This window comes from Streptomyces vastus, from assembly GCF_039532825.1.
GTDB classification, from domain to species: Bacteria; Actinomycetota; Actinomycetes; order Streptomycetales; family Streptomycetaceae; genus Streptomyces; species Streptomyces vastus.
The window spans coordinates 68,237-92,189 of sequence record NZ_BAAASJ010000076.1 but is presented as its reverse complement, the minus strand read 5'-3'; the positions used below and the strand labels follow the sequence as shown (position 1 = coordinate 92,189).

The following is a 23,953-nucleotide window of genomic DNA, read 5'->3' as shown; positions in this document are numbered from 1 at the left end:
GGGTGACGCAACCGTGGCAGAGAGGCGGGTGGTACGGGAATGATGTGCGGCGGCACGTTTGCGCCGTGGCACTTTTCCGCCACGGCCGGTCATCGAGGAGGGGCGTCGCCGGATGCTGGGAGCGATCGGTCTGGACGAGACACATGAATCGGCGTACCGGGCGCTGGTGTCCGTGGGCGCCGCCGACGTGCCGGACCTCGCGCGGCGGCTCACCCTCGGCGAGTACGACACGGAGCGGGCGCTGCGCCGACTGGAGCGGCACGGTCTCGCGGCCAAGTCCTCTGCCCGGCCCGGGCGTTGGGTCGCGGCGCCGCCCGGGGTCGCCCTCGGCGCGCTGCTCACCCAGCGGCGCCAGGAGCTGGAGAAGGCGGAGCTGGCGGCGGCGCGGCTCGCCGAGGAGTACCGCGCGCAGGCCGCCGAGCCCGCCGGGCACGATCTGGTCGAGGTGGTGACGGGCGCGGCGGCCGTCTCGCAGCGGCTTCTGCAACTCCGGCTCGGGGCTCGCGAGGACGTGTGCGCGCTGGTCACCGCTGACGCGTCCCTCGTCACCGGGACGGAGAACGACGCGAAGGAGAAAGCCGCCCGTCACCGAGTGGTCGTCGAGCGTGCCGTGCTGCACCGGCCCACCGGCATTGCCCAACTGTCCGAGGCGCTCGGCCGCGACGAACGGATACGGGTCGTGGACAAGGTGCCGACCCAGCTCGTGATCGCCGACCGGGCGCTCGCCATGGTGCCGTTGGCGTCGGGCGCCCTCGAACCCGCCGCGCTCGTGGTGCACGCGAGCGGGCTGCTCGCCTCACTGTCGGCCCTGTTCGAGTCGGTGTGGCGGGACGCGCTCCCGCTGCGCCTCGGTGCGGCCGGCGCACCCGCCGAGCAGGAGCCGGACGGACCCGACACCGCCGACCTGGAGATCCTCTCCCTGCTCCTCGCCGGACTGACCGACGCGAGCGTCGCCAAGCAACTGGACCTGGGCCTGCGGACCGTACAACGCCGGGTGAAAGGCCTCATGGAACTGACGGGCGTGACGACGCGGCTACAACTCGGCTGGCAGGCGTACGAGCGGGGCTGGGTCACCCGGGAGCGCAAGGACTGACCGCACCAACACATCGCTCTCAACACATCGGACTCAACACATCCGATCTCTCCTGACTTATTGACGAGCTCTCGCGCCATCTCTAACTTGCGCTAGGGGATAGCTCCGATGAATCTGTCACGTCCCTGTGTCGTGCGAGCCGCCAGGAGGCGCCATGCCCAGCCCGTCCAGACGTACCGTGCTCGCCACCGGCTCCGCGCTCGGCGGGACGCTGCTCGCGGGCGGCCTGCCCGCACCTGCCACGGCGGCTTCCGGCGCAGCCGGCGCGGACTCCTCCGACCCCTGGCGTACCGTCCTCGACGACGCCGACCTGGTCTGGCAGCGGATGCCGAAGACCTGGTACGAGGGCCCGTTCCTGGGCAACGGCTTCCTGGGATCCGGCATCTACGCCGAACCGGGCAGGGAGACCGAGGCCGTCCGCTTCAACGTGCAGCACTCCGAAGTCCAGGACCACCGCCCGGAGTTCGGCTCGCTCTTCGGGCTTGCACGACTGCCGATCGGCCACTTCACACTCGAACCGGTGGGCACGATCACCGGCCTGGACTGGCGCCTCGGCCTGCGTGACGCCGAGCTGACCGGCACGCTCACCACCGACCAGGGCACGCTCACCCTCCGCGCCCTGGTGCACAACTCCCACTCCGTGCTGGCCATCGAGGTGACGCCGAGCGAGGGCGAGCGCGACTTCAAGTGGGTCTTCCACCCGGCGAAGGCGATCAGCCCGCGCGCCGATTTCCGGCCGCTGCCAGAGGGGTACGCGGTCAACCCGCCCGCCGAGACCGGGCAACTCGACGGCATCTCCACCGCCGTACAGCCGCTGCTGTCCGGCGGTCAGCATGTCACCGCGTGGCGGGAACGCACCCGGGGCCGTACGCGGACGCTGTACGCGCATGTCGCGCACTCGTACCCGAAGTCGACGGCGCTCGGGCGGGCGACAGCCGCCGTCCGCAGCGCCTCGCTCCTCTCGTACGACCTCCTGGCGGTGACGCATCGCGCCTGGTGGCGGGCCTTCTACCGGAAGAGTTTCCTCTCGCTGCCCGACGCGCGCATCCAGCGCTTCTACTGGATCCAGCTCTACAAGACGGCGTCCGCAGCCCGCCGGGACGCGCCCGTGATGGCCACGTGCGGCCCCTGGGTCGAGTCCACGCCGTGGCCGGCGACCTGGTGGAACCTGAACGTGCAGTTGGAGTACTGGCTGATCCACGGCTCCAACCACCTCGAACTCGACGCGGTGACAAGGGCCTTGAGCGAGTTCCGGGACAACCTCACCGCCGAGATGGCGCCCGCGTACCGAGCCGACTCCCTCGGCATCCCGCGCACCACCGACGCCTCGCTGGTCAACGGCGGCGCGACGGGCCCCGTACTGGGCTACGGCGTCGGCATCCCGGGCCAGGACCCGCCGACTCCCGAGGTAGGAAACCTGACCTGGGCCCTGCACAACGTCTGGCTCAGCTACCGCCACACCATGGACGAATCGATCCTCCGCGACGTCCTGTTCCCCCTCCTCCGCAAGGCGATCAACTACTACCTGCACTTCCTGGAGCCGGGCGCGGACGGCAAGTTGCATCTTCCGGCCACGTTCTCACCGGAGTACGGCGGCAACTCGCGGGACTGCAACTACGACCTGATGCTGCTGACATGGGGCTGTCGTACGTTGCTGGAGTCGGCGGAACTCCTCGGCATCGACGACGAACTGGCGCCGCGCTGGCGCGAGGTGCTGGCCAGACGGGCGGCGTATCCGACCGACGAGAACGGCTTCATGATCGGCGCGGACATCCCCTTCGCGAAGTCGCACCGCCACTACTCGCATCTGCTCGCGGTGTACCCGCTGTACGAGCTGACGGGCCGTACGCCGGACGAAAAGACCCTGATCGAGAGGTCGTTGGCCCACTGGGTCGGCTTCGAGGGCGCACTCCAGGGCTATACGTTCACGGGCGCGGCCTCGATCTCGGCCCTGCTCGGCAAGGGCGAGGACGCGCTCACGTACCTCGGCCAGCTGATGTCCCGCTTCATCCAGCCCAACACCATGTACAAGGAGACCGGCCCGGTCATCGAGACCCCCCTGTCGGCCGCCCAGTCCCTGCACGACATGGTCTGCCAGTCCTGGGGCGGCATCAACGGCGTCATCCGCGTATTCCCCGCGCTCCCCGCCGCATGGGCGGACCTGACGGTCCACAACTTCCGTACACAGGGCGCGTTCCTGCTCAGCGCGGTACGGGAGGGCGGGGTGACCCGCTGGGTCCGACTGGTCAGCGAGGCGGGCGCCCCGTGCGTCGTACGGCATGGCATTACGGGCCCGGTCGACGTACGGGACGGCCGTGGACGCCCCCTGCGATACGACTCCGTAGGCGACGGCACCATCCGAGTCGCCTTGCGCAAGGGTGAGTCGGCGCTGATCACCGCCAAAGACGACCGTCCGGACCTGCGGATCGCGCCGGTCGAGCCGAACGAGGAGGCACCGCGTTGGGGGCTCCCCGCGATGTAGGCCTCTGGCCGTAGGGCCAGGATCCGACGGCCGTAGGACCACGATCCGATGCGTACGGCATGAGCCCGTGTTTGGCTGCTGCCATGACTGAATTCAGCGAGGCCGAACGGGCCTATCTCAGGTCGCAGCGGCTGGGCCGGCTGGCCACCGTCGACCAGCACGGCCAGCCGCAGGCGAACCCCGTCGGCTTCTTTCCGCAGGACGACGGGACGATCCTGATCGGCGGCTACCGGAATTCATTCGCAGTGCATCGGCCTTCAGGCCGATGGTGAGGCGAATCTGGTGGTGGCGACGCGGAGCGTCGCGGATTCAGGTCCGGCGGAGCCGGACACCGCAGTTCTTTGCCTGCGGCGCGGGGCGCAGGGAGGGTTTCTCCCGGCGGAGCCGGGTGGTGCTCACACGGGCCGGTTCTGCTGTTCGATGTACTGCCGGATCACGGAGAGCGGGGCGCCGCCGACAGTTCCGGCGAAGTAGGACCCGGACCAGAGCTTGTTGGCCCGCCAGTAGTGGCGTACCAGGTCGGGGAACTCCTGACGGAGGCGGCGGGAGGAGACGCCCTTGAGGGAGTTGACCAGCTTGGTCACGGCGACCTTGGGCGGGAAGTTCACCAGCAGGTGGACGTGGTTGTCCTCGCCGTTGAATTCCACCAGCGTGCACTCGAAGTCCGTACACACCGACCGCATGATCTCCTCCATCCGCCTCAAGTGGGCATCGGTGAACACCTTGTGCCGGAACTTGGTCACGAAGACCAAGTGCACATGCATCATGAAAGCACAGTGCCGACCAGTTCTGATCTCCTGCATCTCACCCATAACCCAAGTATGTAGCGTGACGGTCATGCAGCTCAGGTACAGCTTCCGCCTGTACCCGGACACCGGCCAGCAGACGGCGTTGGCGAAGGCGTTCGGGTGCGCCCGCGTCGTGTTCAACGACGCGGTTCGCGCCCGCGGGGACGCACGTAAGGCCGAGCAGCCGTTCCCGACGGCCGGTCAGTTGTCCACGCGCCTGATCACCGAGGCCAAGCGGACAGCGGAACGGTCCTGGCTGGGTGAGGTCTCCGCGGTGGTGCTCCAGCAGTCCCTGCGGGACGCCGAGACCGCGTACCGCAACTTCTTCGCCTCCCTCAAGGGCACCCGCAAAGGCCCCAGGATGGGCCCGCCCCGCTTCAAGTCCCGCAAGGACGCCCGGCAGTCGATCCGGTTCACCGCCAACGCACGCTGGAGCATCACCGGCAGCGGCCGTCTGAACCTGCCGAAGATCGGCGCGGTGAAGGTGAAGTGGTCCCGCATGCTGCCCGCCACTCCCACCTCCGTCACCGTCATCACGGACGCCGCGGGCAGGTTCTTCGCCTCCTTTGTCCTCGACACCGACCCCGCCGCCGACGCGGCCCGGATGCCCGACACCGACCGCACCGTGGGCATCGATCTCGGCCTGACCAGCTTCGCGGTCCTCTCCGACGGCACGAAGATCGACTCCCCGCGCTTTTTGCGGCGCGCGGAGAAGAAACTGAAGAAGGCCCAGCAGGAGCTGTCCAGCAAGCAGAGGGGATCAAAGAACCGGGCCAAGGCCCGTCTCAAGGTCGCCCGCGCCCACGCCAAAGTTGCTGACGCGCGCCGTGAGTTCCACCACCAGCTCTCCACGAAACTGATTGCCGAGAACCAAGGGATCGCCGTGGAGGATTTGTCGGTGGCGGGACTGGCGCGCACGAAACTGGCCAAGTCCGTGCACGATGCCGGATGGGCATCGTTCATCAGCATGCTGGCGTACAAAGCGGAACGGTACGGCCGCACCCTGGTGAAAATCGGCCGGTTCGAGCCGACCTCCCAGACCTGCTCCACCTGCGGCGTCAAGGACGGACCCAAACCCCTGAACGTCCGGGAATGGACCTGTACCGCCTGCGGTACCGTCCACGACCGGGACACCAACGCCGCGATCAACGTGAAAACGGCCGCCGGACTGGCGGTATCGGCCTGCGGAGCGCCGGTAAGACCAGGAGCAATCCCGGCACAGCGCGAAGAAACAGGAAGCCACGGATTCCCGACCGAACCCCGTGCCGCGTAGCGGCACAGCAACAAGTCGAGAAGGCCAGAATCCTCGCCCTTCAGGGCGAGGAGCAAGTCAAGCCATGGGAACCACGAAGAAGTGGCGCAACCTGCGGAAGAACCCGAAGGTCGCGCTCGTCGTCGACGACATCGTCAGCCTGCGGCCCTGGAAGGTACGCGGCGTGGACATCCGTGGCGAGGCCGAACTCCTCATAGGGCCACACGAGTTGGGCCCGCACTTCAGCGAAGAGCTGATCCGCATCCACCCGAGACGGATCCACAGCTGGGGCTTGGAGGATTGACCCGGATCATCATTCCGCTGCCCAGCCATCGACGTCCGATGCGGTTGGTGGGCGTGGCGGCGTATACGGCCCGGATCGTGTCGTTGAACTGACGCACACTGGCGAACCCGGACGCGAACGCGATCTCCGTGATCGGCAGATCGGAGGTCTGCAGCAGCACCCGCGCGGTGTGCGCCCGCTGCGCACGGGCCGGCGCGACCGGCCCGGCACCGACCTCGGCGGTGAGCTGCCGCTGCACTTGGCGGGCACGGTACCCCAACCGCGCAGCCAGGCCCGCGACACCCTCGCGGTCGACGACTCCGTCCCCGATCAGGCGCATGGCGCGGCCCACGACATCGGCGCGTACGTTCCACTCGGCGGAGCCGGGCACGGCGTCCGGCCGGCACCGCCTGCACGCCCGGAAACCCGAGCTCTGTGCCGCCGCAGCCGTCGCGTAGTACCGCACGTTCCGCCGCTTCGGCGTCACCGCCGGGCAGCTCGGACGGCAGTAGATCCCGGTCGTCTCGACGGCGAAGTAGAACAGTCCGTCGAACCGTGCGTCCCTGCTCCGTACGGCCTCGTACCTGGTCTCTTCATCGTTCACGCTTCCCAGTCTCCGCGCCGGCGCCCGAAGGCGCTGGCGGAAATCGGACACGACGTCGGACAGGCGCCGCACCCATCGGACGGGGGCCAGCCCCTCAGAATCCTTCGTGTCCGAAAATAGACGATCGATAACGATCAAATGACCCCTCAATACGAAACATCTCCGTTAGCTTTCAAAGACCTCAGCTGTAACACACAGGCCTCAGATTGCCGCGTACCTGCGGCAACCGAGGAGTGGGATGTTCAAATCAGCCAAGTTCGTGGCGATGGCAGTTGTGGCCGGCCTGGCGGCAAGTGCCTGTAGCGGCAGCGCCTCCGGGGGAGCTGAGGAGTCGTCGTCCGGCGACACCCTGGTCGTCGGTGTCGATCTGCCGCTTCAGGGCGCCTCCAAGGACGCGTCCGAGGCGACCGTCAACGCCATGAAGCTCTACCTGGACCAGGTCGGCGGCAAGGCCGGCAAGTACAAGGTCCAGCTGAAGGTCTACGACGACTCCACGGCCGCCAAGGGTGCCTGGGACGACGCGACGTGTGCGAAGAACGCGCAGGACCATGTGGCCAACGCCAAAGAGGTCGCCGTCATGGGCACCTACAACTCCGGGTGCGCGCAGATCATCGCCCCGGTGCTGAACGCGGACCCGAAAGGTCCGATGCTGATGGTGTCCCACGCGAACACCTACCCCGGTCTGACGAAGTCCTGGGATCCGGGCGACCCCGAGAAGTACTCCCCGAGCGGCAAGCGGAGCTACGCGCGCGTCATCGCCACCGACGACTACCAGGGCGCCGCCGGCGCGCAGTTCGCCGCCAAGGACCTCGGCCTCAAGAGATGCATGGTCCTCAACGACAACCAGACCTACGGCAAGGGTGTCTCCAAGGCCTTCGAGGACGAGGCCAAGAAGCAGGGCATCACCGTGCTCGGCAACCAGGCGTGGGACGTCAAGCAGCCCAACTACGCTGCCCTGTTCACCAGCATCAAGTCCAAGAAGCCGGACTGCGTCTACCTCGGCGGCATCTTCGACAACAACGGCGGACAGCTGGTCAAGGACAAGGTCAAGGTCCTCGGCGACAACGACAAGGTCAAGCTCATCACCCCGGACGGCTTCACCGGCTACCCGGAGTTCGACGGCCTGGCCCAGGCGGAGGGCACGTACCTCACCTTCGCGGGCCTGTCCACGGAGGTGCTGCGCGAGGAGGGCGGCACCGCGGCGAAGCTGCTGGACGCCTACAAGAAGAAGTACGGCGAGGACCCGGCCACCAACTACGCGCTCTACGGCGTCGAGGCGCTGCAGGTGATCCTGGCGGCGATCGAGAAGTCCGACGGCACCCGCAAGAGCGTCCGGGACGCGGTGTTCGAGGGTGAGGGGATCACCATCCCGGCTGCCGAGTCGGCGGTGGGCAAGGAGATCACCATCTCCAAGGAGACCGGTGACGTGAACGTCCTCGACATCTCGGTCCTCGAACTGAAGGGCAAGACGGAGACCTACCTCAAGCCCTGGCCCGTCAGCTGAACCGGTAGTGCGGGGCGGGCGCCGCGGAGTCCCGTGGCGCCCGCCCCACACGGCTTCGGCACCCGTCGCGGGCACGGCTCCGGCTCTCGTCCTTCGCGTACGCCCCTGTCGCTTGCGCCCCCTTCGCGTACGCCTCGCTCCCACTCCACGAGGAACGTCATGGCAGCAACCGCCACCAGCCTGGTGGCTCCGACCGCGATCGACCGGAAGGCTCTGATCCAGCGGTACGCCACCTACGTCATTCTCCTCGGCGTCGTCATCTGGCTCGGCGCCAACCTCATCAAGTCACCGTCCCAGTTCTTCTCCGCGAGCGCGGACGGATTCAACCTGGGGATGCTCTACGCGCTGATCGCGCTGGGCTACACCCTGGTCTACGGCATCATCGAGCTGATCAACTTCGCGCACGGCGATCTGTTCATGCTCGGCGCCCTGTGCAGCGGATTCCTGCTGACCACCGTGATGGGCCAGGACCAGTCCAACCTCCTGGGCTGGGTGCTGTTCCTGGTGACCCTGGTCGGCACCATGGTCTTCTGCGGCGGCATCAACGTCACGATCGAATTCCTCGCCTACCGGCGCCTGCGGCGTGCCCCCAAGCTGGCCGCGCTCATCACAGCCGTCGGCATGAGCTTCGTCCTGCAGTTCATCGGCCTGAAGTGGAACGGTTCGACACCCAAGCAGTGGCCGTCGATCTTCCCGGAGGGATCCATCGGCTTCGCCGGCTTCAAGGTCGACTACAGCCTGCTCCTCGTCGTCGCCGTGACGGTCCCGATCCTGCTGCTGCTCCGCTGGGTCGTCACCAGCACCAGGCAGGGCAAGGCGATGCGGGCCGTCGCCCAGGACCAGGACGCCGCCCGGCTGATGGGCGTCAACGTCAACCGGACCATCTCCTTCACATTCCTGATCGGCGGCGCCCTGGCCGGTACGGCGGGCGTGATGTACCAGCAGGTGGTGGGCACCACCGCGTACAACCTTGGCTACCAGATGGGCCTGATCGCCTTCACCTCCGCCGTCCTCGGGGGCATCGGCAACATCACCGGTGCGGTGCTCGGCGGCGTCCTCATCGGCGTCATCCAGGGCATCAACGACGGCGCGCCCTACGGGTTCGGCCAGCAGTGGTCACAGAGCGTCGTGTTCAGCATCCTCATCCTGCTCATGGTCTTCAAGCCCGAGGGCCTGCTGGGCCGGCCGACCACGGAGAAGGTGTAGTCCATGGCCTCCGCGAAGACCTCCGCCAGGACGGGCCGGCTGCCTGTCCTGCCCGTGCCGCACCACGTGCGCTGGCCGCTCGGTTACGCCGCAGCCGCCCTACTCGTGTTCCTGGCCTACTACTACATGGTGCCGAGCCTCCCCGAGCAAGGCCAGCAGTTCTTCCAGACCTGGCTGCCGCTCAGCTCGGTCAACGAGGCCCTGGTCTGGGTGATCTGCGCCCTCGGCCTGAACATCGTGGTCGGCTACGCCGGCCTGCTGGACCTGGGCTTCGTCGCTTTCTGGGCGCTCGGCGGCTACACCGCGGGCTGGCTGATGTCCGGCCACTTCTACCAGGTCAACCTCCACTTTCTCAGCGGCGCGCAGTCGTCCGCGGTCGGCGTGCACGTCAACTTCTGGTTCGTCCTGCTCATCGGCGGCGCCTTCTGCGCCCTGTGGGGCGTGATCATCGGTGCTCCGACGCTGCGTCTGAAGAGCGACTACCTCGCCCTGGTGACACTGGGCTTCGGCGAGATCATCCCGCAGGTCTTCACCAACGGTGACGACATCGGCGGCTTCAACCTCACCAATGGCGCCCGGGGCATCACCCCGGTCGACCCGATCACCATCGGCGGGTTCACGCTCGGCCCGTTCGACCTGGTGTACAAGTTCGTGGTCTTCGTCGTGATCGCGGCCGTCGTCATGTTCATCTCGCTGCGGCTGCGCGAGGGCCGCCTCGGCCGCGCCTGGCTCGCCATCCGTGAGGACGAGCTCGCCGCCAGCATGATGGGCGTACCGCTGATGCGCACCAAGCTCGCCGCGTACGCGGTCGGCGCGGTGGCCGGCGGTCTGGCCGGTGTCGCCTTCGCCACGCACGTCGGCGGCGTGCTGCCCGACCGGTTCAACTTCTCCATCTCCATCACGCTGCTCGCGATGGTCGTGCTCGGCGGCATGGGCAACGTCTGGGGTGTCACCCTCGGCGCACTCGTCCTCGCCTGGATCAACTCCACGGGGCTGCCGCAGATGGGCAACACGATCAACGAGAACCTCGGCACCGACATCAACTTCCCCTCGTACAACTTCCTTCTCTTCGGCGGCATTCTCGTGCTGATGATGATCTACCGGCGCGAGGGCATCCTGCCCGAAGCGCGCACCAAGCTCGTGCTGCGCGAACCCAGCCGGACCGAACGCGAGGCGCTGGGTGCCGACATGGAGGAGGCGGCACCGGAGCTGGACGAGGCGCTGGAGGCCGAGGACGCCGAACTGGAGGCGGCGGCAAACGCGCCGGCCGCCGACGTGGTGGTCGCTGACGCGATGGTCGCTGACGCGGTGGCCGCCACCGGCGCCGAGGGCACCGAGGGCACCGAGGACGGGCTCGGGGAGAAGGCAGGAAACACGATATGACGACCGCCTCGCAGGAAACGCCTCAGGGGGCCGCGGCGGACGCTCCGCCGAAGCTGCGCGCCGAACGCATCACCGTGAAGTTCGGCGGCCTGGTGGCCGTCAACGACGTGAGCTTCACCATCCCCGACCGGTCGGTGGTCAGCCTCATCGGGCCCAACGGCGCGGGCAAGACGACCTTCTTCAACGTGCTCACGGGCCTGTACCGGGCCACCAGCGGCCGGGTGCTCCTCGGCGACAAGGACACCACCAACCTGGTGCCGCACCGGATCGCCGCGCTCGGCATGGCCCGTACGTTCCAGAACATCCGTCTGTTCGGCCTGATGACGGCCGAGGAGAACGTCAAGGTGGCCATGCACTCCCGGCTGAAGTCGGGGCCGTTCCACACCGTCGTACGCACCCCACGGCAGCGCCGCGAGGAGCGCGAGGCCCGCGAAATCGCCCGGGAGCTGCTGGACTTCGTCGGCATCGGCAAGTTCGCCGACGAGTACGCCCGCAGCCTTTCCTACGGCGACCAGCGGCGGCTGGAGATCGCCCGGGCACTGGCGCTGCAGCCCAGCATCCTTCTCCTGGACGAGCCGACGGCCGGTATGAACCCGCAGGAATCGGCCCGGTTCGTTTCCTTCGTGCACCGGCTGCGGGACGAGAAGGATCTCTCGGTCCTGCTCATCGAGCACGACATGAGCGTGGTCATGCAGCTGTCGGACCGCATCACGGTGCTCGACCGGGGCGAGAAGATCGCCGAGGGCGGCCCCGACGACATCAGGAACGACGAGCGGGTCATCGAGGCGTACCTCGGAAAGTCCGGAAGGAGCAAGAGCGCATGAGCGGCACCAGCGCAGAGGGCGACGTGACCGACACCCGCGAGCCGATGCTGGAGCTGGACGGCATCCACGTCTACTACGGCAACATCGCCGCCGTGAAGGGCCTGTCGCTGACCGTCCACCCGGGCGAGATCGTCACCCTCGTCGGGTCCAACGGCGCCGGCAAGTCCACCACCCTGCGGGCCATCTCCGGCCTGCTGCCGCTGCGACACGGCCGGATCACCTTCCAGGGCGAGGAGTTGAACGGGCTGGCGGACCACGAGGTCGTCAAGCGGGGCATCGCCCACTCCCCGGAGGGCCGGCGCATCTTCCCGCGGATGACCGTGGACGAGAACCTCGACATGGGCGCGTTCCTGCGGAAGGACAAGGAGGACATCGCGGGGGACCGGGAGATGGTCCTCGACCTCTTCCCCCGGCTGCGGGAACGCATCAACCAGAAAGCGGGCACCATGTCGGGCGGCGAGCAGCAGATGCTCGCCGTGGGGCGGGCGCTGATGGCGAAGCCGAAGCTGCTGCTGCTCGACGAGCCGTCCATGGGCCTGGCCCCCGTCCTGGTGGACGTCATCTTCGAAACCATCACCAGGATCCGCGAGCAGGGCACCACGGTGCTGCTCGTGGAGCAGAACGCGCTGGCCGCGCTGGAGATCGCGGACCGTGCGTACGTCCTGGAGTCGGGCGCGCTGAAGCTCCACGGGCCGGCGTCCGAACTGGTGGAGGACGAGGACATCGTCAACGCCTATCTCGGCGGCTGAGCGGCCGCGCTGGGATGCGGCCACAGGGGCTCGGTGTGCTGTACGGCGGGCTGTCCACCGCTCTGCTCGGCATCTCGTTCGTGGCGAGCAGCACGATGTCGGACTTCCCGCATCTGGGTGGGCAGTCCGTCCGTTACGCCACCGGGTTCCTGCTGCTGTGTCTGCTCGCCACGTGCACCGACCGGTCGCCTCTGCGGCGGCTCACGGCACGGCTGTGGCTGCGGCTTGCGGTGATCGCGGCGACCGGGCTCGTGGGCATGAACGTGTCCGTACTCCAGGCCGTGCGGACCGCGGAGCCGACGGTGCCCGGGGTGGTGGTCGCCTGCTCGCCGGTGGTCGTCGCGGCCCTCACCCCGCTGGTGGAGCGTCGTCGGCCCGCCGCCCGCCCGGTTCTCGCTGCCGTGGTGGTGACGGCGGGCGCGGCGGTGGTGCAGGGCTTCGGACGTACGGACCTGGCCGGTGTGCTCTGGTCGGTGGCGGCCCTGGCCGGCGAGGTGACCGTGATGCTGCTGATCGGCCCCGCCGTGCGGGCGCTGGGCCCGATGCTGCTCTCCCTGTGCGTGTGCCTGCTGGCCGCGCTGGAGGCCGGCGCCGCGGGGCTTCTCCTCGACGGCAGCGGCTGGCTGCGCACGCCCACCGGGGTGGAGGCGGCGGCGCTCGCCTGGCAGGCGGTCATGGTGACGGCGGTGTGCTTCCTGCTGTGGTTCGCCGCCGTGCAGCGGATCGGGGCGCAGCGGATGGCGCTGCTCACCGGTGTGGCCCCGGTGGCCGCGGCGCTCACCGCGCCCCTGGTGGGCACGGGCGCCTTCGGCTTCGCGCAGCTGGGCGGAAGCCTGCTGGTCGCGGTGGGCGTGGCGCTCGGCTCGTCCGGCGCCACCTCACGGCCGGCTGGCGCCTCGCGAACTGCGGTGCGCCCAGCGGACTCTGACACCCCGTCCGACGTCTCTGGAAAATAAGATCACGTTAACGCCAACCACGGGCTCTACATCTTCGAGTACACCGGAGGACTGTGAGCAGCGGGCGCGGCCCGCGACGGGACCGCTGACAACGCGGGCCGCGCCCTCGGGCGCGGCCCGCGCGTCCGTGCCGCCTCGAACACGCTCTGCGGTGGCTCCCCTACCGCAGACGCCCCCTACCGCTGGCGCCCCCTCTTCGCCTCCATGGCCGCGCGCCCTTCCGCCCCCTTCCGTTTCCACTCGCGCCGGAGCTCCGCCCGCAACCGCGCATCGGTCTTGGCCACCATCCGCTGGTTCTCCCGGAGCAACTTCCGGTAGCTGTCGAGGCGCCGCTCCGGCAGCGCACCCGACTCGACCGCGGCGAGGACCGCGCACCCCGGCTCCGCGATGTGCGCGCAGTCGTGGAAGCGGCACTCGGCGGCCAGTACCTCGATCTCCGAGAAGACCTGGCCGACCCCGGTCGCGGCGTCCCAGAGGCCGACGCCGCGTAGCCCCGGGGTGTCGATGAGCACCCCGCCGCCGGGCAGCGCGAGCAGGTTGCGCGTCGTCGTGGTGTGGCGGCCCTTGCCGTCCGCGTCACGCGTCGCCCGGACCTCCATGATCTCCTCGCCGAGCAGCGCGTTTGCGAGCGTCGACTTGCCCGCGCCGGACTGGCCGAGCAGTACGGACGTGCCGCCGGACACCACCGCCGCGAGGACGTCCAGTCCATCCCCGAACGTGGCGCTGACCGGCAGCACCGGCACCCCCGGCGCGCTCGTCTCCACGTCCTGCACGAGGTGCCCGAGCGTCACCGCGTCCGGCACCAGGTCGGCTTTGGTCAGCACGACCACCGGCTGCGCACCGGATTCCCAGGCCAGCGCGAGGAAGCGTTCGACGCGGCCGAGGTCGAGCTCCGCGGCGAGCGACACGGCGACGACGGCGTGGTCGACGTTGGCCGCGAGGATCTGCCCCTCGGACCGCTTGGAGGAGGTGGAGCGTACGAAGGCGGTGCGGCGCGGCAGATACGTCCGTACGTAGGGGGGATTGCCTGCAGGCTCGACGGCGACCCAGTCGCCGGTGCACACGACGCGCAGGGGATCGTGCGGTGTCACGAACGCGGTGTCCGCGCGCATGACCCCGTCGGCGGTGATCACGTCGCACTGTCCCCGGTCGACGCGGATCACCCGCCCGGCCACGAGCCCTTCGGCGTCGTACGGGGCGAACTCGTCCGACCACGCCTGGTCCCAGCCGTAGGGAGCCAGCGCCGAGAAAGCAGCAGACGAGGATGCAGAGGACGAGGCAGAAGCAGAGGAAGAGGAAGTCAAGGGAAACCCTTCACAAGGGTGGCCCCGGCACACGCGGTGGCGTGGGAGAAGAAAGAGGTCAGCCGGAGACCACGGAGGTGGAATGGATGAACTTCCGGATGCGGGCAGCGCCCATCTCAACGACAGCCATCGGTCACACCTCCTGATCCTGCTCAGCCGACGACAGCGGCCAATCGGCCGCCAGGGGAACGACGGAGACCCTAGCTCGATGCGCCGGCAGGACGCCAACTCTTTTTGTGCGGGGCTCTCTTTTCATGCGGAGGAGCGCAGCGTGGCCAGGAAGCTCCGTCCGTGCGCGTGGCGGGTGTCGAAGTCCAGTCGGGTTCCGCCGTGGACCGCGCGCACGCGTACCCCGTCGCCCGACGTGACCTCCCGCTGCGGCCGGCCGCAGAGCAGGACAGTGACCGTGTCCCGGTGCATGGTCGGGTCGGACACGGCGACGGTGGTCGGGCCGCGGCGTTCGCGCCGCACGATCACGGAGGCGGGCCCGTCGATGCCCAGACCGGCCCAGCGGGCCCTGGGTCTCCGGAGCGAGCCCTTCAGCTCGCGTGCGTGCAGTCGTGCCCGTTCAACGTGACGTCGTACGGCGCCGAGTTCTCGCCCTCCCACGACGCGAGGAAGCCGACCGCGAGTCTGCCGCCGGCGGGTACGGCCTTGTTGTAGTCGGCAGGGGTGGCGGTCACCCGTGAGCCGTCCTGATCGACCTTGCCATCCCACATCTGGGTGATCCGCTGGCCGTCACGGAACTTCCAGCCGACGCGCCAGCCGTCGAGGGCCTTGGCGGGGGTGACCGTGACGGTGGCCTGGAAGCCGTCCGGCCACTGGTTGACCAGGTCGTAACTGGCCTTGCAGTAGGCGGGCTTCGTGGGCTCGGGGTCGTCGTCGGGTTCTTGGGAGGCCGTTGCCTCGCCCTGAGGCTTCTGGCCCTTGTCTGTGTCCTGAGGGTTCTCGTCGTTCTCGTCGTTCTTGTCGTTCTCGTCGCCATCCGAGCCCGACCCGGAGTCCGAGGCGTCGGAGTCCGAGGGCTCCGGAGCGGGGGACGTGGTTGCGGACGGCAGCGCGGCGTCCGCCGGGGGCACCTGGTCCCCCACCGACTGCCGGCCCGACGCCGACTGGTCCTGCGCGACGGGGTCGCTGTCGGAGTCGAAGGCCCCCAGCGAGACCACGAGCGCGAGCATGGACACGATGACGGCCGCGACCAGCAGCCCGGCGCGCCCGATCCGGGCCTTGCCCTCCTCGGGATCCGGTGGCTCCGCCACCTCGTCCGGGTCCGCGCCCGACCGGCTGATCCCCGACTCCACGGCTCTGCGCCGCCGTTCCAGATACGCGAGTCCGCCCCAGCCGAGCACGCCACCCGCGAGAGCCGCGGGCACCCCGCCACCGCCGAGCCGCAGACAGGCGGCGGCCTCCGCGCACTCGACGCAGCGCGCCAGGTGACGGGAGAGGTCCTCAGGGGTGTCGGCGCCGGGTGAGCGGGTGACCGCGTCGAGGAGCCGGGCGTAGCTGCGGCAGTCCTCGTCGAGCGGGGTGTCGAGATGGTTGCGGTGGCAGCGGTCGCGGAACACGCGGCGCACCTGGGCGAGTTCCTCCGAGGCGCCCTCCGGGTCCAGGCCGAGTCGGCCGGTCACGGCGGGCAGCGGTATCGCCTCGACCTCGGCCAGCCAGAGCAGCGCCGCGTCCGCTTCCTGCATGTCCCTGAGCGCGCGCAGTGCAAGCGGCCGTTGCAGTGGCGGTCCCGAATAGCGTTCCGCCTTCTCGGAGTTGAGCCACAGCCGCAGCTCGGAGTCGAGGCGGTCCCCTTTGCCCTGCGATTCCCAGCGGGCGGCCGTCTGGCGTACGGAGGTCAGTAACGTCGGGATACGGGGCAGACGGGGCGTCCGCGACCGGCGCCCGAAGCTCTTGCGGCCACTGTCCTCGGAGGCGCGCACCTCACGTATGCCATGGGAGAACGCCTCGGAGGCCAGCTGGCGGGCACTGGGGGAACCAGCGGTGCACAGATCGGCGTACGACAGCACCGCGTCCCAGCACTCCGAGAACAGCGTGGCCTCAGCGGCGTCTTGAGGGGTCGGCAGGTCAGGCATGGGTGGGGACTTCACCTGCATCCGAAAAAGAGGGGAGTCAACTCAAGAGGGGAATACGACAGTTGAGCGGGGACATCTCAGGGGGGACCAGAGTTTTTCACGCGACCCGCACAACTGACAAGCGTCACATGCATATGCAGCTACCTCTGACGCCGCAGAAGCCCCATCCCATCAACCCAAACCCCGACTCCCACCAGCGCGAACGTATCCCTCAAGCCCCTGCCTCACGCCCGTCCCTCAGACCGCGGACGCCTCCTCGTTCGCCGGCAGACTGTCCATGAACGAGCTCACCGAGAAGACCGCGTTCCCCGGCCCTGGCGGGCCGTATCCGGGAGGCGAGGACAGACCGAAGTCCTCCATGGTCGAGCGATACGCCTCGAGCAGCCGGATGTGATATTCCAGCGGCGCACCCTGCGGATTGGCCTTGCCCAGCGGTGTCGTCGGCTCGGGGCACCAGGTGGTGAACCTCGGCGTGATGCCGTGCGACATGAAGAACCGCAGGCCCTCGGTCGTCGACTCGATCGCTTCGTCGACCGTCGTGAAGCCGAAGGGCTCGGCCATCTCGACGCCCGCGACGAAGTTGGGGATGACGTTGCGTGCGCCGAAGATCTCCGCCGAGTCGAGGATGCGCTTGTGCCACTCGTCGCGGCCGACGTAACGCTCCTTGCCGGGGCAGTACAGCTCGAAGAGACGGCGGTCCCACACCTCGTAGTTCGGGTGGTAGATCTGCACGCCGTAGTCCTTGAAGCGCTGTACGTCGTCACGCGGCAGCGCCTGCGCGACGACCTTGCCGATCCACCGCCCCGGGAAGCGCTCCTCGATGGCCTTGGCGTAGTGGCCGTAGAAGTCGGCCTCGTCGCGGCCCGCGACCTTCGAGGTGATCGCACCGCCGGTCAGCGTGTACGCGGTGGACGCCTTGGCGGTGTCGTACCGGTCGATGATCTCCAGTGCTTCAAGGACCTCCTCGACGTCCTTCACACCGGTGTACGGGCGCCCCGCCGCCTTGTGCTGGCGCCAGTTGTGGTTGATGTCGCAGTACTGGCACTCCTCCTTGGCGCCGAAGTACTGGCAGACCCGGAAGACGGTGAGGTAGATGAGATAGCCCCACTGGATCGTCGGGGCCACCTCCATCACGGACTTCCCACTCGCGAGCGTGTGCCGGTAGTACTCGGGCATCGGCGGTACTCCGACGTCCGAGATCCGCTTCCCGTCGAGATAGAGCCCGAGCACACCGTCCTCGCCGGCGGCCACGCGGTAGGGCGAGGACGGATTGACGCGTACGGAGACGACGGTGCGCCGCAGGTCGTACGGCCCCCCGGTGAGAATGATCTCCTCGGGCGGGCGCCTCAGCGCGGCCTCGCCCAGCTCGGGCAGGGTCCCGTGGTCGAAGGAGAAGATGAAGTACGACTTCGGCTTGACGTCGCCGTCCTCATTGTCACTGAGCGCCGAGTCGTCGAAGGCCACTCCCCCACGCAGCAGGTCCTCCTTGAAGACGGCCTCCCGTGGCACATGCGGGAACCGCTCCATCAGATCCTCGACCAGTGCGGTACGGCTGCCCATCCCGACCTCCTCGCTCCCGTGCACTTCTGGCTCGCGTGCTCGACTCCTCACGGTAAGCCTCTGGCAGTGGGGCTGGAGGGCCGGGGCCCCTCGTGGGTCCCGCAGCCCTCACTCCTCATCCGGCAGCTGGTACCAGAACTCCACCTCCGCCAGGTTGCAGCGCCCATTGTGACCGTCGTACACGCGAATCCGCTGGTACGAGGCACGCTCAGGAAGCTTGAACTCGTACCACTGGGCAGCGTTGACCCCGCTGACCGTGTGGAAGTCCGTCCAAGTGCCCCCGTCGTCGTTCGAGCCCCGGAACACGGTCCCATTGGCACGGCTCAGCTGACCCACACGCGGATACAGGCGGACACGGTCCACGGTGATCGGCCCGGAGGCCCCCGCATCGATGTTGATCCAGCTCTCCGCGGCCAACGTGTCGGTATACGTGGCCGTGTCACCGTCGAAGGCCCGCCATCCGTTTGCCGCCGTCGTCCCCGTGCCCGGCCACGCGACGGTCGACGCCTGCACCATCGACGGCGCGACCTCGAACTTCCGCAGCAGCGTCTCGATGGAGACGAGGAGCTCGTAAGCCGCGTACACCTGGTCGATACGGGTGTCCTCGTCCTCCCCCGCCGCCTTCTCGATGCGGTCGAGTTCGGCGACAAAGGCCGCGTACGACTTCTTCGTCCACTCGGAGGCGTCCGCCTTCCGGGCGCGGGCGATGACCTGGGCCAAGGTCTCGGCAGAGACGACCACGGGGTCGGTCGTCTCACGCGTGCCACCACCGACGAGCTGGGCGGCAACCTTGTAGTAGCGCCTTCCGTGGCGCAGCCCCTCGTCCTTGTATGTGTACGAGCGGGTGCCCCTCTCCAGCACCTCCCACTGCGTACCGTCCGTCGAGCGGGACAACGTGAACGCCACCGCGTCCTCCGGCTTGTTCCAGCGAACAACCGCGGTATCGGCATCCCGCTCGACCGAGACGACAACCGCACCGGCCGCGAGCACATCGACCGCGACCTTCGCGAACGCGGCGTCACCCGTGGCCACCACGCCCGCATGGACGGCGTACGGGAAAGGCGTGAACAGCGAGCCGACCGTCAGCCACACCGAACCATCGGCCGAGACCTGCGCGAGGACGCGGTGTGCGGCGAAGTCCCGGACCAGCCGGAGCCAGGGAGTGACCGTGAGCAACTCGTGCGCTGGTGCCGTGAGTTCTGCGTCGACGTCGGAGAGGACCGCTCCATAGACCTCATCGACGCCGGTGACTGGGCCGGCTCGCGCTTCGGCGACAGACACTTCACGTTCTGGGAGACGCCGGACGGCACTCCCGTCTCCATGGCGGCCGCGACCTCGATGGTCGGCGGCATGGTCCGGGTGGACCCCGTCTACACGCCGGCTCACCTCCGGGGCCGTGGCTACGCGGGGGCCGTGACGGTCGAGACGAGCAGGGCCGCGCTGGCCGCGGGTGCGACAGACGTCGTGCTCTTCGCGGACCCTGCCAACCTCACCAGCACCGCGCTCTACCAACGACTCGGATACATCCCGCTCACCGACTTCACCGGGTACGGCTTCTCAAGTGCCGCACCGGAAGCCGGTTGAGAACTCCGGAGGGTTCCGCGACGGGCACAGCAAACGCCGCCGCCCTACCCGCAGAGGAAGCCCGGCCGCCCGTCAAGGTAGCTTCCAGCTACAACAGAGAGCTTCCTGGGGAGGGACGACATGGCAGGGATGACAGAGCCCGTGGCCAACTGGGCGGGCAACATCACCTACTCCGCCAAGGAGCTGCACCGCCCGCACTCGCTCGACGTGCTGCGCGCGCTCGTCGCGCAGAGTGCCCGGGTACGGGTACTGGGCAGCGGGCACTCGTTCAACGAGATCGCCGACCCCGGAAGCGAGGGCGTGCTGGTCTCGCTGACCGCGCTGCCGCCGTCGGTGGAGGTGGACACGGCGGCCCGTACGGTGCGGGTGGCCGGTGGGGTGCGGTACGCGGAGCTCGCCCTGCGCGTCCATGAGCACGGGCTCGCGTTGCACAACATGGCCTCGCTGCCGCACATCTCGGTGGCGGGCTCGGTGGCGACCGGCACGCACGGCTCGGGGAACTCCAACGGTTCCCTGGCCTCGGCCGTACGCGAGGTCGAACTGGTCTCCGCCGACGGCTCGATGCTGACGATCGGCCGCGGCGACGCCCGCTTCGACGGCGCCGTGACCTCCCTGGGAGCGCTCGGCGTGGTCACCGCGCTCACCCTCGACCTGGAGCCGGACTTCGAGGTCGCCCAGCAGGTGTATGGCCAACTCCCCCTCGCTGGGCTCGACTTCGAGACGGTGTCGGCATCGGCGTACAGCGTGAGCCTGTTCACCGACTGGCGGCAGTCCGGTTTCGTACAGGCGTGGGTCAAGCGGCGCACCGACCAGCCGCTGCACGACTTCCCGTGGGCCGCTCCCCTCACCGAGGCGATGCACCCCGTACCGGGCATGCCCGCCGGGAACTGCACGCAGCAGTTCGGTGTGCCGGGCCCCTGGCATGAGCGACTGCCGCATTTCCGCGCCGAGTTCACCCCGAGCAGCGGCGCCGAGCTGCAGTCGGAGTACCTGCTCCCACGCCCGTACGCGCTCGACGCCCTGCACGCTCTCGACGCGATCCGCGCGACGATCGCCCCGGTGCTGCAGATCTGCGAGGTCCGCACGGTCGCCGCGGACAGCCAGTGGCTGAGCCCCGCGTACGGGCGCGACACCGTGGCGTTCCATTTCACCTGGGTCCCGGACACGGCGGCCGTGCTGCCCGTGGTGCGGCGGATCGAGGAGGCACTCGCCCCCTTCGATGCGCGCCCGCACTGGGGCAAGGTGTTCACCACGGCACCGGCTACGCTGCGCGAAAGCTATCCGCGGATCGACGCGTTCACGTCCCTGGCCGAGGAGCTGGACCCGGCGGGCACGTTCCGGAACACCTTCGTCCACGAGGTGCTCGGCGTCTGACGTCCAGGCATCCGACAAGTAAGCCCCCTCTTTCTACAACCCCTTTCCTAACCCCTTGTCGAAAGTCCGTTGCAGGCCATAGCCTTGCGCCGCGCCGGGGCCGACGTGGCTCGGCATGGTTCTGAAGGGAGAGGGGGCCGCCCGGTGAAGCGCACATCCCGCGACATACGCACCGCGAACCGCTATGAGGTGCTGCGCCAGATCATCGCCGAGTCACCCACGTCCCGGCAGGAGCTGGCGGCCGCCACCGGACTGAGTCTGGCTACGGTCGCCACGCTGGTGGGCGAACTGCTCGACCTCGGGATGCTCACGGAGGTCGGGTTCGAGGACTCGGCGGGTGGCCGCCCGCGGGGCCTCGTGGCCGTCAACGCGTCGGGGGGCGCGTTGATCGGCGTGGACATCGCTGAGACGTACGTACGGGTCGAGCTGTTCGACCTCGCGCTGAACGTGCTGGCCCGAGCGGACGAGGACATGCGCCCCGGTGAGAGCCGTCCGGTGCAGGTCGTCGGGCATGTCGCCGCGGCCGTCGGCTCGGTGGTCGCGCAGGCCGGGGTCGAGGGCGCGCGCGTTCTCGGTGTCGGGGTCAGCGTGCCGGGGCAGGTGGACCGCGCCACCGGAATCGCGGAGTACGCGCCGAACTGGGACTGGCACGACGTTCCCCTGCTCGATCTGCTCTCCGAGCACATCTCGTATCCCCTGTATCTCGACAATCCGCTGCGCGCCTGCGCGGTCGCCGAGCTGTGGTTCGGCGCGGCCCGCGGGCGCGGGGACGCCGTGGTGGTGAACCTCGGCACCGGGGTGGGCGCCGGGCTCGCCCTGGGCGGCGGGCTCCATCGCGGTGTGAGCAACAGTGCGGGCGAATGGGGCCACACCACGCTCGTACTGGACGGACGGCTCTGTCACTGCGGCAACCACGGATGCGTGGAAACGTATGTGGGAGCCCCCGGAATCATGCTGAATCTGCGGGAGTTGAGTCCCCGCAGCCCGCTGCTCCACCCCGAGGACCAGACGGCGACCATCGACGCCCTGGCCCGGGGAGTCGCCGCCCAGGATCCGGTGGCGGTCAAGGTGGTCCGGGACACGGCCCGTTACCTCGGTGCCGGCATCGCGGATCTGGTGAATCTGCTCAACCCCGAGGTGGTCGTCCTCAGCAGCTGGGTCGCGGCCGCCCTCGGCGAGCCCCTGCTCGAGGAGGTGCGCGAGGCGGTGGCCCGGCATGCGCTGAGGCGGCCGCTGGCCGCCACCGAGATCGTCCTGTCTCCGATTCCCACCGATCCGGTGTGCCTCGGCGCGGCGACGTTCGCACTCGAGGGCGCCCTGTCCTCGATCACCCAGAAGGCCGGTCAGAGGAACAACCGACGCACTTGGTCCAAGCAGTAACGAACCCCGGGCCGAGGGCCGCCGGCCACCTTGATCCGGCGGTCCTCCCCTCCGTACGTCCCTGAATCCACTACCTCTCGCAACACCGCGCCGCTTCTCGCAACATTCCACGTTCGGAATTCCGAACCGGAAACAACGCTTCGAACAGACTTCGTCCAACCCCTTGCCGAAGCCTTAGCCGAAGGTTAACGTCCCGCACCGCACCTGAGATTTGAGCCCTGGCTCACCGAGCGATCGAGCCGCAGCCGCACTTAGAAGACAAGGACGTCAGCATGTCGGCAATGAGCAGCAACAACTGGGACCGCCGATCCATACTCCGGGCCACCATGGGCCTGGCCGCCGCCGGCGGGCTGGCCGCCTGCGGCGGCAACACCGGCCGCTCCGAGGGAGGCGCCTCGGGCAAGGCCCTGACGCAGTACTTCCACGCGTACGGTGAGGCCGGCACGCAGGAGGCCATCAAGCGCTACGCGAAGGACTTCGACGGTGCCAACGTGGCCACGCAGTGGATCACCGGCTCCAACTTCGAGAGCAAGCTGTTCTCGGCGCTGCTCACCGGCAACGCCCCGGACGTCTTCGAGTTCCACCCGCAGCTCCAGCTCATCAAGAGCGGTCAGGTGGCGCCGCTGGACGACATCATCAACCCGGTCAAGGACGACTTCAACCCGGCCGACATCAAGTCGCACACGGTCGACGGGAAGATATACGGCGTCCGCATGATCGACGACCCGCAGTTCTTCTTCTACCGCAAGTCGATGCTGGAAAAGGCGGGCGTGGACGTCCCGCAGACCCTCGAGGAACTCGCCGAGGCCGCCGACAAGCTCACCACCGACAAGGTCAAGGGTCTGTTCCTCGGCAACAACATGGTGTCGACGAACTATGCCCTGGTCTGGGCGGCCGGCGCCGACCAGCTCAACGCCAGCAACGAGATCGCTTACCACACCGACGAGGTGGCCGCGGCGCTGAGGCTGTACCGCAAGATGTTCACCAGCGGCCACTTGCTGCTGGACGCCCCCGCCGACTATTGGGACCCCTCGGCCCTGGTCCAGGGCCTCACCGCGATCCAGTGGTGCGGCATGTGGGCCATGCCCGTGATGCAGAAAGCCCTCGGCGACGACCTCGGGATCTTCCCCTTCCCCGCCGCGGCTTCCGGGGCCAAGCCCGCCGTCTACAACGGCGGCTGGTCGATGTTCGTGAACGCCAAGGGCAAGAACGTCGACCTGGCCAAGGAGTACGTGAAGTGGCTCTGGATCGACCAGAAGAAGTACCAGGAGGACTGGGCTCTCAGCTACGGCTTCCACGTCCCGCCGCGTGTCTCGATCGCCGAGTCGGCCGACAAGCTCAAGTCGGGCCTGCCCGCTGAGGGTGTCAAGCTCTTCACCGATTACGGGCGCTTCGACAACATCAACTGGACCCAGGCGATGATCACCGCGCTCGAGGAAGTGATCGCCGACGCCGTCCGCAAGGGCGTGGACCCGCAGAAGGCCCTCGACACCGCGGACAAGAAGGTCAACCGCGAGCTCAAGAAGCTCTTCGGATAGGCCGAGGG

18 protein-coding genes and 4 pseudogenes are annotated in these 23,953 nt (G+C 68.6%); 15 read left to right on the top strand and 7 right to left on the bottom strand.

From position 1 onward, the window contains the following. Positions 1-112: 112 nt before the first annotated feature. The 3 genes and pseudogenes from ABD357_RS27755 to ABD357_RS27745 all read left to right on the top strand — a co-directional run. On the top strand, positions 113-1,093 hold the full coding sequence (locus tag ABD357_RS27755; protein ID WP_344393742.1) for a helix-turn-helix domain-containing protein: 981 nt from the start codon (positions 113-115) through the stop codon (positions 1,091-1,093). 154 nt (positions 1,094-1,247) lie between these two features. After that, positions 1,248-3,575 (top strand): glycosyl hydrolase family 95 catalytic domain-containing protein, encoded by a 2,328-nt coding sequence (locus ABD357_RS27750; protein ID WP_344393741.1) that lies wholly within the window; start codon positions 1,248-1,250, stop codon positions 3,573-3,575. Between the two features lie 83 nt (positions 3,576-3,658). Continuing rightward, positions 3,659-3,805, top strand: a pseudogene (locus ABD357_RS27745) (pyridoxamine 5'-phosphate oxidase family protein); the annotation flags it as partial. A 165-nt stretch (positions 3,806-3,970) separates the two neighbouring features. Here the strand turns inward: ABD357_RS27745 and tnpA are convergent. Then, positions 3,971-4,387 (bottom strand): IS200/IS605 family transposase, encoded by a 417-nt coding sequence (tnpA, locus tag ABD357_RS27740; RefSeq protein WP_344393740.1) that lies wholly within the window; start codon positions 4,385-4,387, stop codon positions 3,971-3,973. 25 nt (positions 4,388-4,412) lie between these two features. On the opposite strand from tnpA, the gene ABD357_RS27735 reads away from it, so the two are divergent. Both ABD357_RS27735 and ABD357_RS27730 read left to right on the top strand, forming a co-directional pair. Further along, positions 4,413-5,636 (top strand): RNA-guided endonuclease InsQ/TnpB family protein, encoded by a 1,224-nt coding sequence (locus ABD357_RS27735; RefSeq protein ID WP_344393739.1) that lies wholly within the window; start codon positions 4,413-4,415, stop codon positions 5,634-5,636. 61 nt (positions 5,637-5,697) lie between these two features. Further along, positions 5,698-5,919 (top strand): annotated as a pseudogene (locus ABD357_RS27730) (PNPOx family protein); the annotation flags it as partial. 46 nt (positions 5,920-5,965) lie between these two features. On the opposite strand, the pseudogene ABD357_RS27725 reads toward ABD357_RS27730, so the two are convergent. Continuing rightward, a pseudogene (locus ABD357_RS27725) lies at positions 5,966-6,502 on the bottom strand (bifunctional transcriptional activator/DNA repair enzyme AdaA); the annotation flags it as partial. A 238-nt stretch (positions 6,503-6,740) separates the two neighbouring features. Between ABD357_RS27725 and ABD357_RS27720 the strand changes: the two are divergent. The 6 genes from ABD357_RS27720 to ABD357_RS27695 all read left to right on the top strand — a co-directional run bounded on the left by ABD357_RS27720 (position 6,741) and on the right by ABD357_RS27695 (position 13,124). Then, complete coding sequence (locus tag ABD357_RS27720) at positions 6,741-8,006, top strand: branched-chain amino acid ABC transporter substrate-binding protein (protein ID WP_344393738.1); 1,266 nt, start codon at positions 6,741-6,743, stop codon at positions 8,004-8,006. 159 nt (positions 8,007-8,165) lie between these two features. After that, positions 8,166-9,212 carry a branched-chain amino acid ABC transporter permease gene (locus ABD357_RS27715; RefSeq protein WP_344393737.1) on the top strand — a complete coding sequence of 349 codons (1,047 nt, stop codon included), beginning with the start codon at positions 8,166-8,168 and terminating at the stop codon, positions 9,210-9,212. 3 nt (positions 9,213-9,215) lie between these two features. Continuing rightward, on the top strand, positions 9,216-10,595 hold the full coding sequence (locus ABD357_RS27710) for a branched-chain amino acid ABC transporter permease (RefSeq protein ID WP_344393736.1): 1,380 nt from the start codon (positions 9,216-9,218) through the stop codon (positions 10,593-10,595). Further along, positions 10,592-11,419: an ABC transporter ATP-binding protein gene (locus ABD357_RS27705; protein WP_344393735.1), complete on the top strand. Its 828-nt coding sequence runs from the start codon at positions 10,592-10,594 to the stop codon at positions 11,417-11,419. Before ABD357_RS27710 ends, ABD357_RS27705 begins: the two co-directional genes overlap by 4 nt. Further along, positions 11,416-12,168, top strand: a complete 753-nt coding sequence (locus ABD357_RS27700; RefSeq protein WP_344393734.1) for an ABC transporter ATP-binding protein — start codon at positions 11,416-11,418, stop codon at positions 12,166-12,168. Before ABD357_RS27705 ends, ABD357_RS27700 begins: the two co-directional genes overlap by 4 nt. Positions 12,169-12,182: 14 nt before the next feature. Further along, positions 12,183-13,124: an EamA family transporter gene (locus ABD357_RS27695; protein WP_344393733.1), complete on the top strand. Its 942-nt coding sequence runs from the start codon at positions 12,183-12,185 to the stop codon at positions 13,122-13,124. Between the two features lie 176 nt (positions 13,125-13,300). On the opposite strand, the gene rsgA is transcribed toward ABD357_RS27695, so the two are convergent. The 5 genes from rsgA to ABD357_RS44845 all read right to left on the bottom strand — a co-directional run bounded on the left by rsgA (position 13,301) and on the right by ABD357_RS44845 (position 18,585). After that, positions 13,301-14,428 (bottom strand): ribosome small subunit-dependent GTPase A, encoded by a 1,128-nt coding sequence (gene rsgA, locus ABD357_RS27690; RefSeq protein ID WP_344393732.1) that lies wholly within the window; start codon positions 14,426-14,428, stop codon positions 13,301-13,303. Between the two features lie 252 nt (positions 14,429-14,680). Next, on the bottom strand, positions 14,681-15,037 hold the full coding sequence (locus ABD357_RS27685; RefSeq protein ID WP_344393731.1) for a polysaccharide lyase beta-sandwich domain-containing protein: 357 nt from the start codon (positions 15,035-15,037) through the stop codon (positions 14,681-14,683). Continuing rightward, positions 14,968-16,509: a cellulose binding domain-containing protein gene (locus ABD357_RS27680; protein WP_344393730.1), complete on the bottom strand. Its 1,542-nt coding sequence runs from the start codon at positions 16,507-16,509 to the stop codon at positions 14,968-14,970. The genes ABD357_RS27685 and ABD357_RS27680 overlap by 70 nt, the downstream gene beginning before the upstream one ends. A 237-nt stretch (positions 16,510-16,746) precedes the next feature. Further along, on the bottom strand, positions 16,747-18,069 hold the full coding sequence (locus tag ABD357_RS27675; protein WP_344393729.1) for a radical SAM protein: 1,323 nt from the start codon (positions 18,067-18,069) through the stop codon (positions 16,747-16,749). Between the two features lie 108 nt (positions 18,070-18,177). Beyond that, positions 18,178-18,585 (bottom strand): galactose-binding domain-containing protein, encoded by a 408-nt coding sequence (locus ABD357_RS44845; RefSeq protein WP_425585043.1) that lies wholly within the window; start codon positions 18,583-18,585, stop codon positions 18,178-18,180. A 645-nt stretch (positions 18,586-19,230) separates the two neighbouring features. Between ABD357_RS44845 and ABD357_RS27665 the strand changes: the two are divergent. The 4 genes and pseudogenes from ABD357_RS27665 to ABD357_RS27650 all read left to right on the top strand — a co-directional run. Beyond that, positions 19,231-19,653 (top strand): annotated as a pseudogene (locus tag ABD357_RS27665) (GNAT family N-acetyltransferase); the annotation flags it as partial. 129 nt (positions 19,654-19,782) lie between these two features. Further along, positions 19,783-21,027 (top strand): FAD-binding protein, encoded by a 1,245-nt coding sequence (locus tag ABD357_RS27660; RefSeq protein WP_344393888.1) that lies wholly within the window; start codon positions 19,783-19,785, stop codon positions 21,025-21,027. A gap of 144 nt (positions 21,028-21,171) precedes the next feature. Next, positions 21,172-22,407: an ROK family transcriptional regulator gene (locus ABD357_RS27655; RefSeq protein WP_344393728.1), complete on the top strand. Its 1,236-nt coding sequence runs from the start codon at positions 21,172-21,174 to the stop codon at positions 22,405-22,407. A gap of 272 nt (positions 22,408-22,679) precedes the next feature. After that, positions 22,680-23,945 (top strand): ABC transporter substrate-binding protein, encoded by a 1,266-nt coding sequence (locus ABD357_RS27650; RefSeq protein WP_344393727.1) that lies wholly within the window; start codon positions 22,680-22,682, stop codon positions 23,943-23,945. The last annotated feature ends 8 nt before the right edge of the window (positions 23,946-23,953 follow it).

What these genes read in the sequence shown, in the direction of transcription:
- ABD357_RS27755 (WP_344393742.1), top strand. Translation starts at nt 113, where the DNA reads ATGCTGGGAGCGATCGGTCTGGACGAGACACATGAATCGGCGTACCGG.
- ABD357_RS27680 (WP_344393730.1), bottom strand. Translation starts at nt 16,509, where the DNA reads ATGCCTGACCTGCCGACCCCTCAAGACGCCGCTGAGGCCACGCTGTTC.
- ABD357_RS27750 (WP_344393741.1), top strand. Translation starts at nt 1,248, where the DNA reads ATGCCCAGCCCGTCCAGACGTACCGTGCTCGCCACCGGCTCCGCGCTC.
- ABD357_RS27700 (WP_344393734.1), top strand. Translation starts at nt 11,416, where the DNA reads ATGAGCGGCACCAGCGCAGAGGGCGACGTGACCGACACCCGCGAGCCG.
- tnpA (WP_344393740.1), bottom strand. Translation starts at nt 4,387, where the DNA reads ATGGGTGAGATGCAGGAGATCAGAACTGGTCGGCACTGTGCTTTCATG.
- ABD357_RS27720 (WP_344393738.1), top strand. Translation starts at nt 6,741, where the DNA reads ATGTTCAAATCAGCCAAGTTCGTGGCGATGGCAGTTGTGGCCGGCCTG.
- ABD357_RS27705 (WP_344393735.1), top strand. Translation starts at nt 10,592, where the DNA reads ATGACGACCGCCTCGCAGGAAACGCCTCAGGGGGCCGCGGCGGACGCT.
- ABD357_RS44845 (WP_425585043.1), bottom strand. Translation starts at nt 18,585, where the DNA reads ATGGTGCAGGCGTCGACCGTCGCGTGGCCGGGCACGGGGACGACGGCG.
- ABD357_RS27695 (WP_344393733.1), top strand. Translation starts at nt 12,183, where the DNA reads ATGCGGCCACAGGGGCTCGGTGTGCTGTACGGCGGGCTGTCCACCGCT.
- ABD357_RS27710 (WP_344393736.1), top strand. Translation starts at nt 9,216, where the DNA reads ATGGCCTCCGCGAAGACCTCCGCCAGGACGGGCCGGCTGCCTGTCCTG.
- ABD357_RS27675 (WP_344393729.1), bottom strand. Translation starts at nt 18,069, where the DNA reads ATGGGCAGCCGTACCGCACTGGTCGAGGATCTGATGGAGCGGTTCCCG.
- ABD357_RS27715 (WP_344393737.1), top strand. Translation starts at nt 8,166, where the DNA reads ATGGCAGCAACCGCCACCAGCCTGGTGGCTCCGACCGCGATCGACCGG.
- ABD357_RS27650 (WP_344393727.1), top strand. Translation starts at nt 22,680, where the DNA reads ATGTCGGCAATGAGCAGCAACAACTGGGACCGCCGATCCATACTCCGG.
- ABD357_RS27735 (WP_344393739.1), top strand. Translation starts at nt 4,413, where the DNA reads ATGCAGCTCAGGTACAGCTTCCGCCTGTACCCGGACACCGGCCAGCAG.
- ABD357_RS27660 (WP_344393888.1), top strand. Translation starts at nt 19,783, where the DNA reads ATGACAGAGCCCGTGGCCAACTGGGCGGGCAACATCACCTACTCCGCC.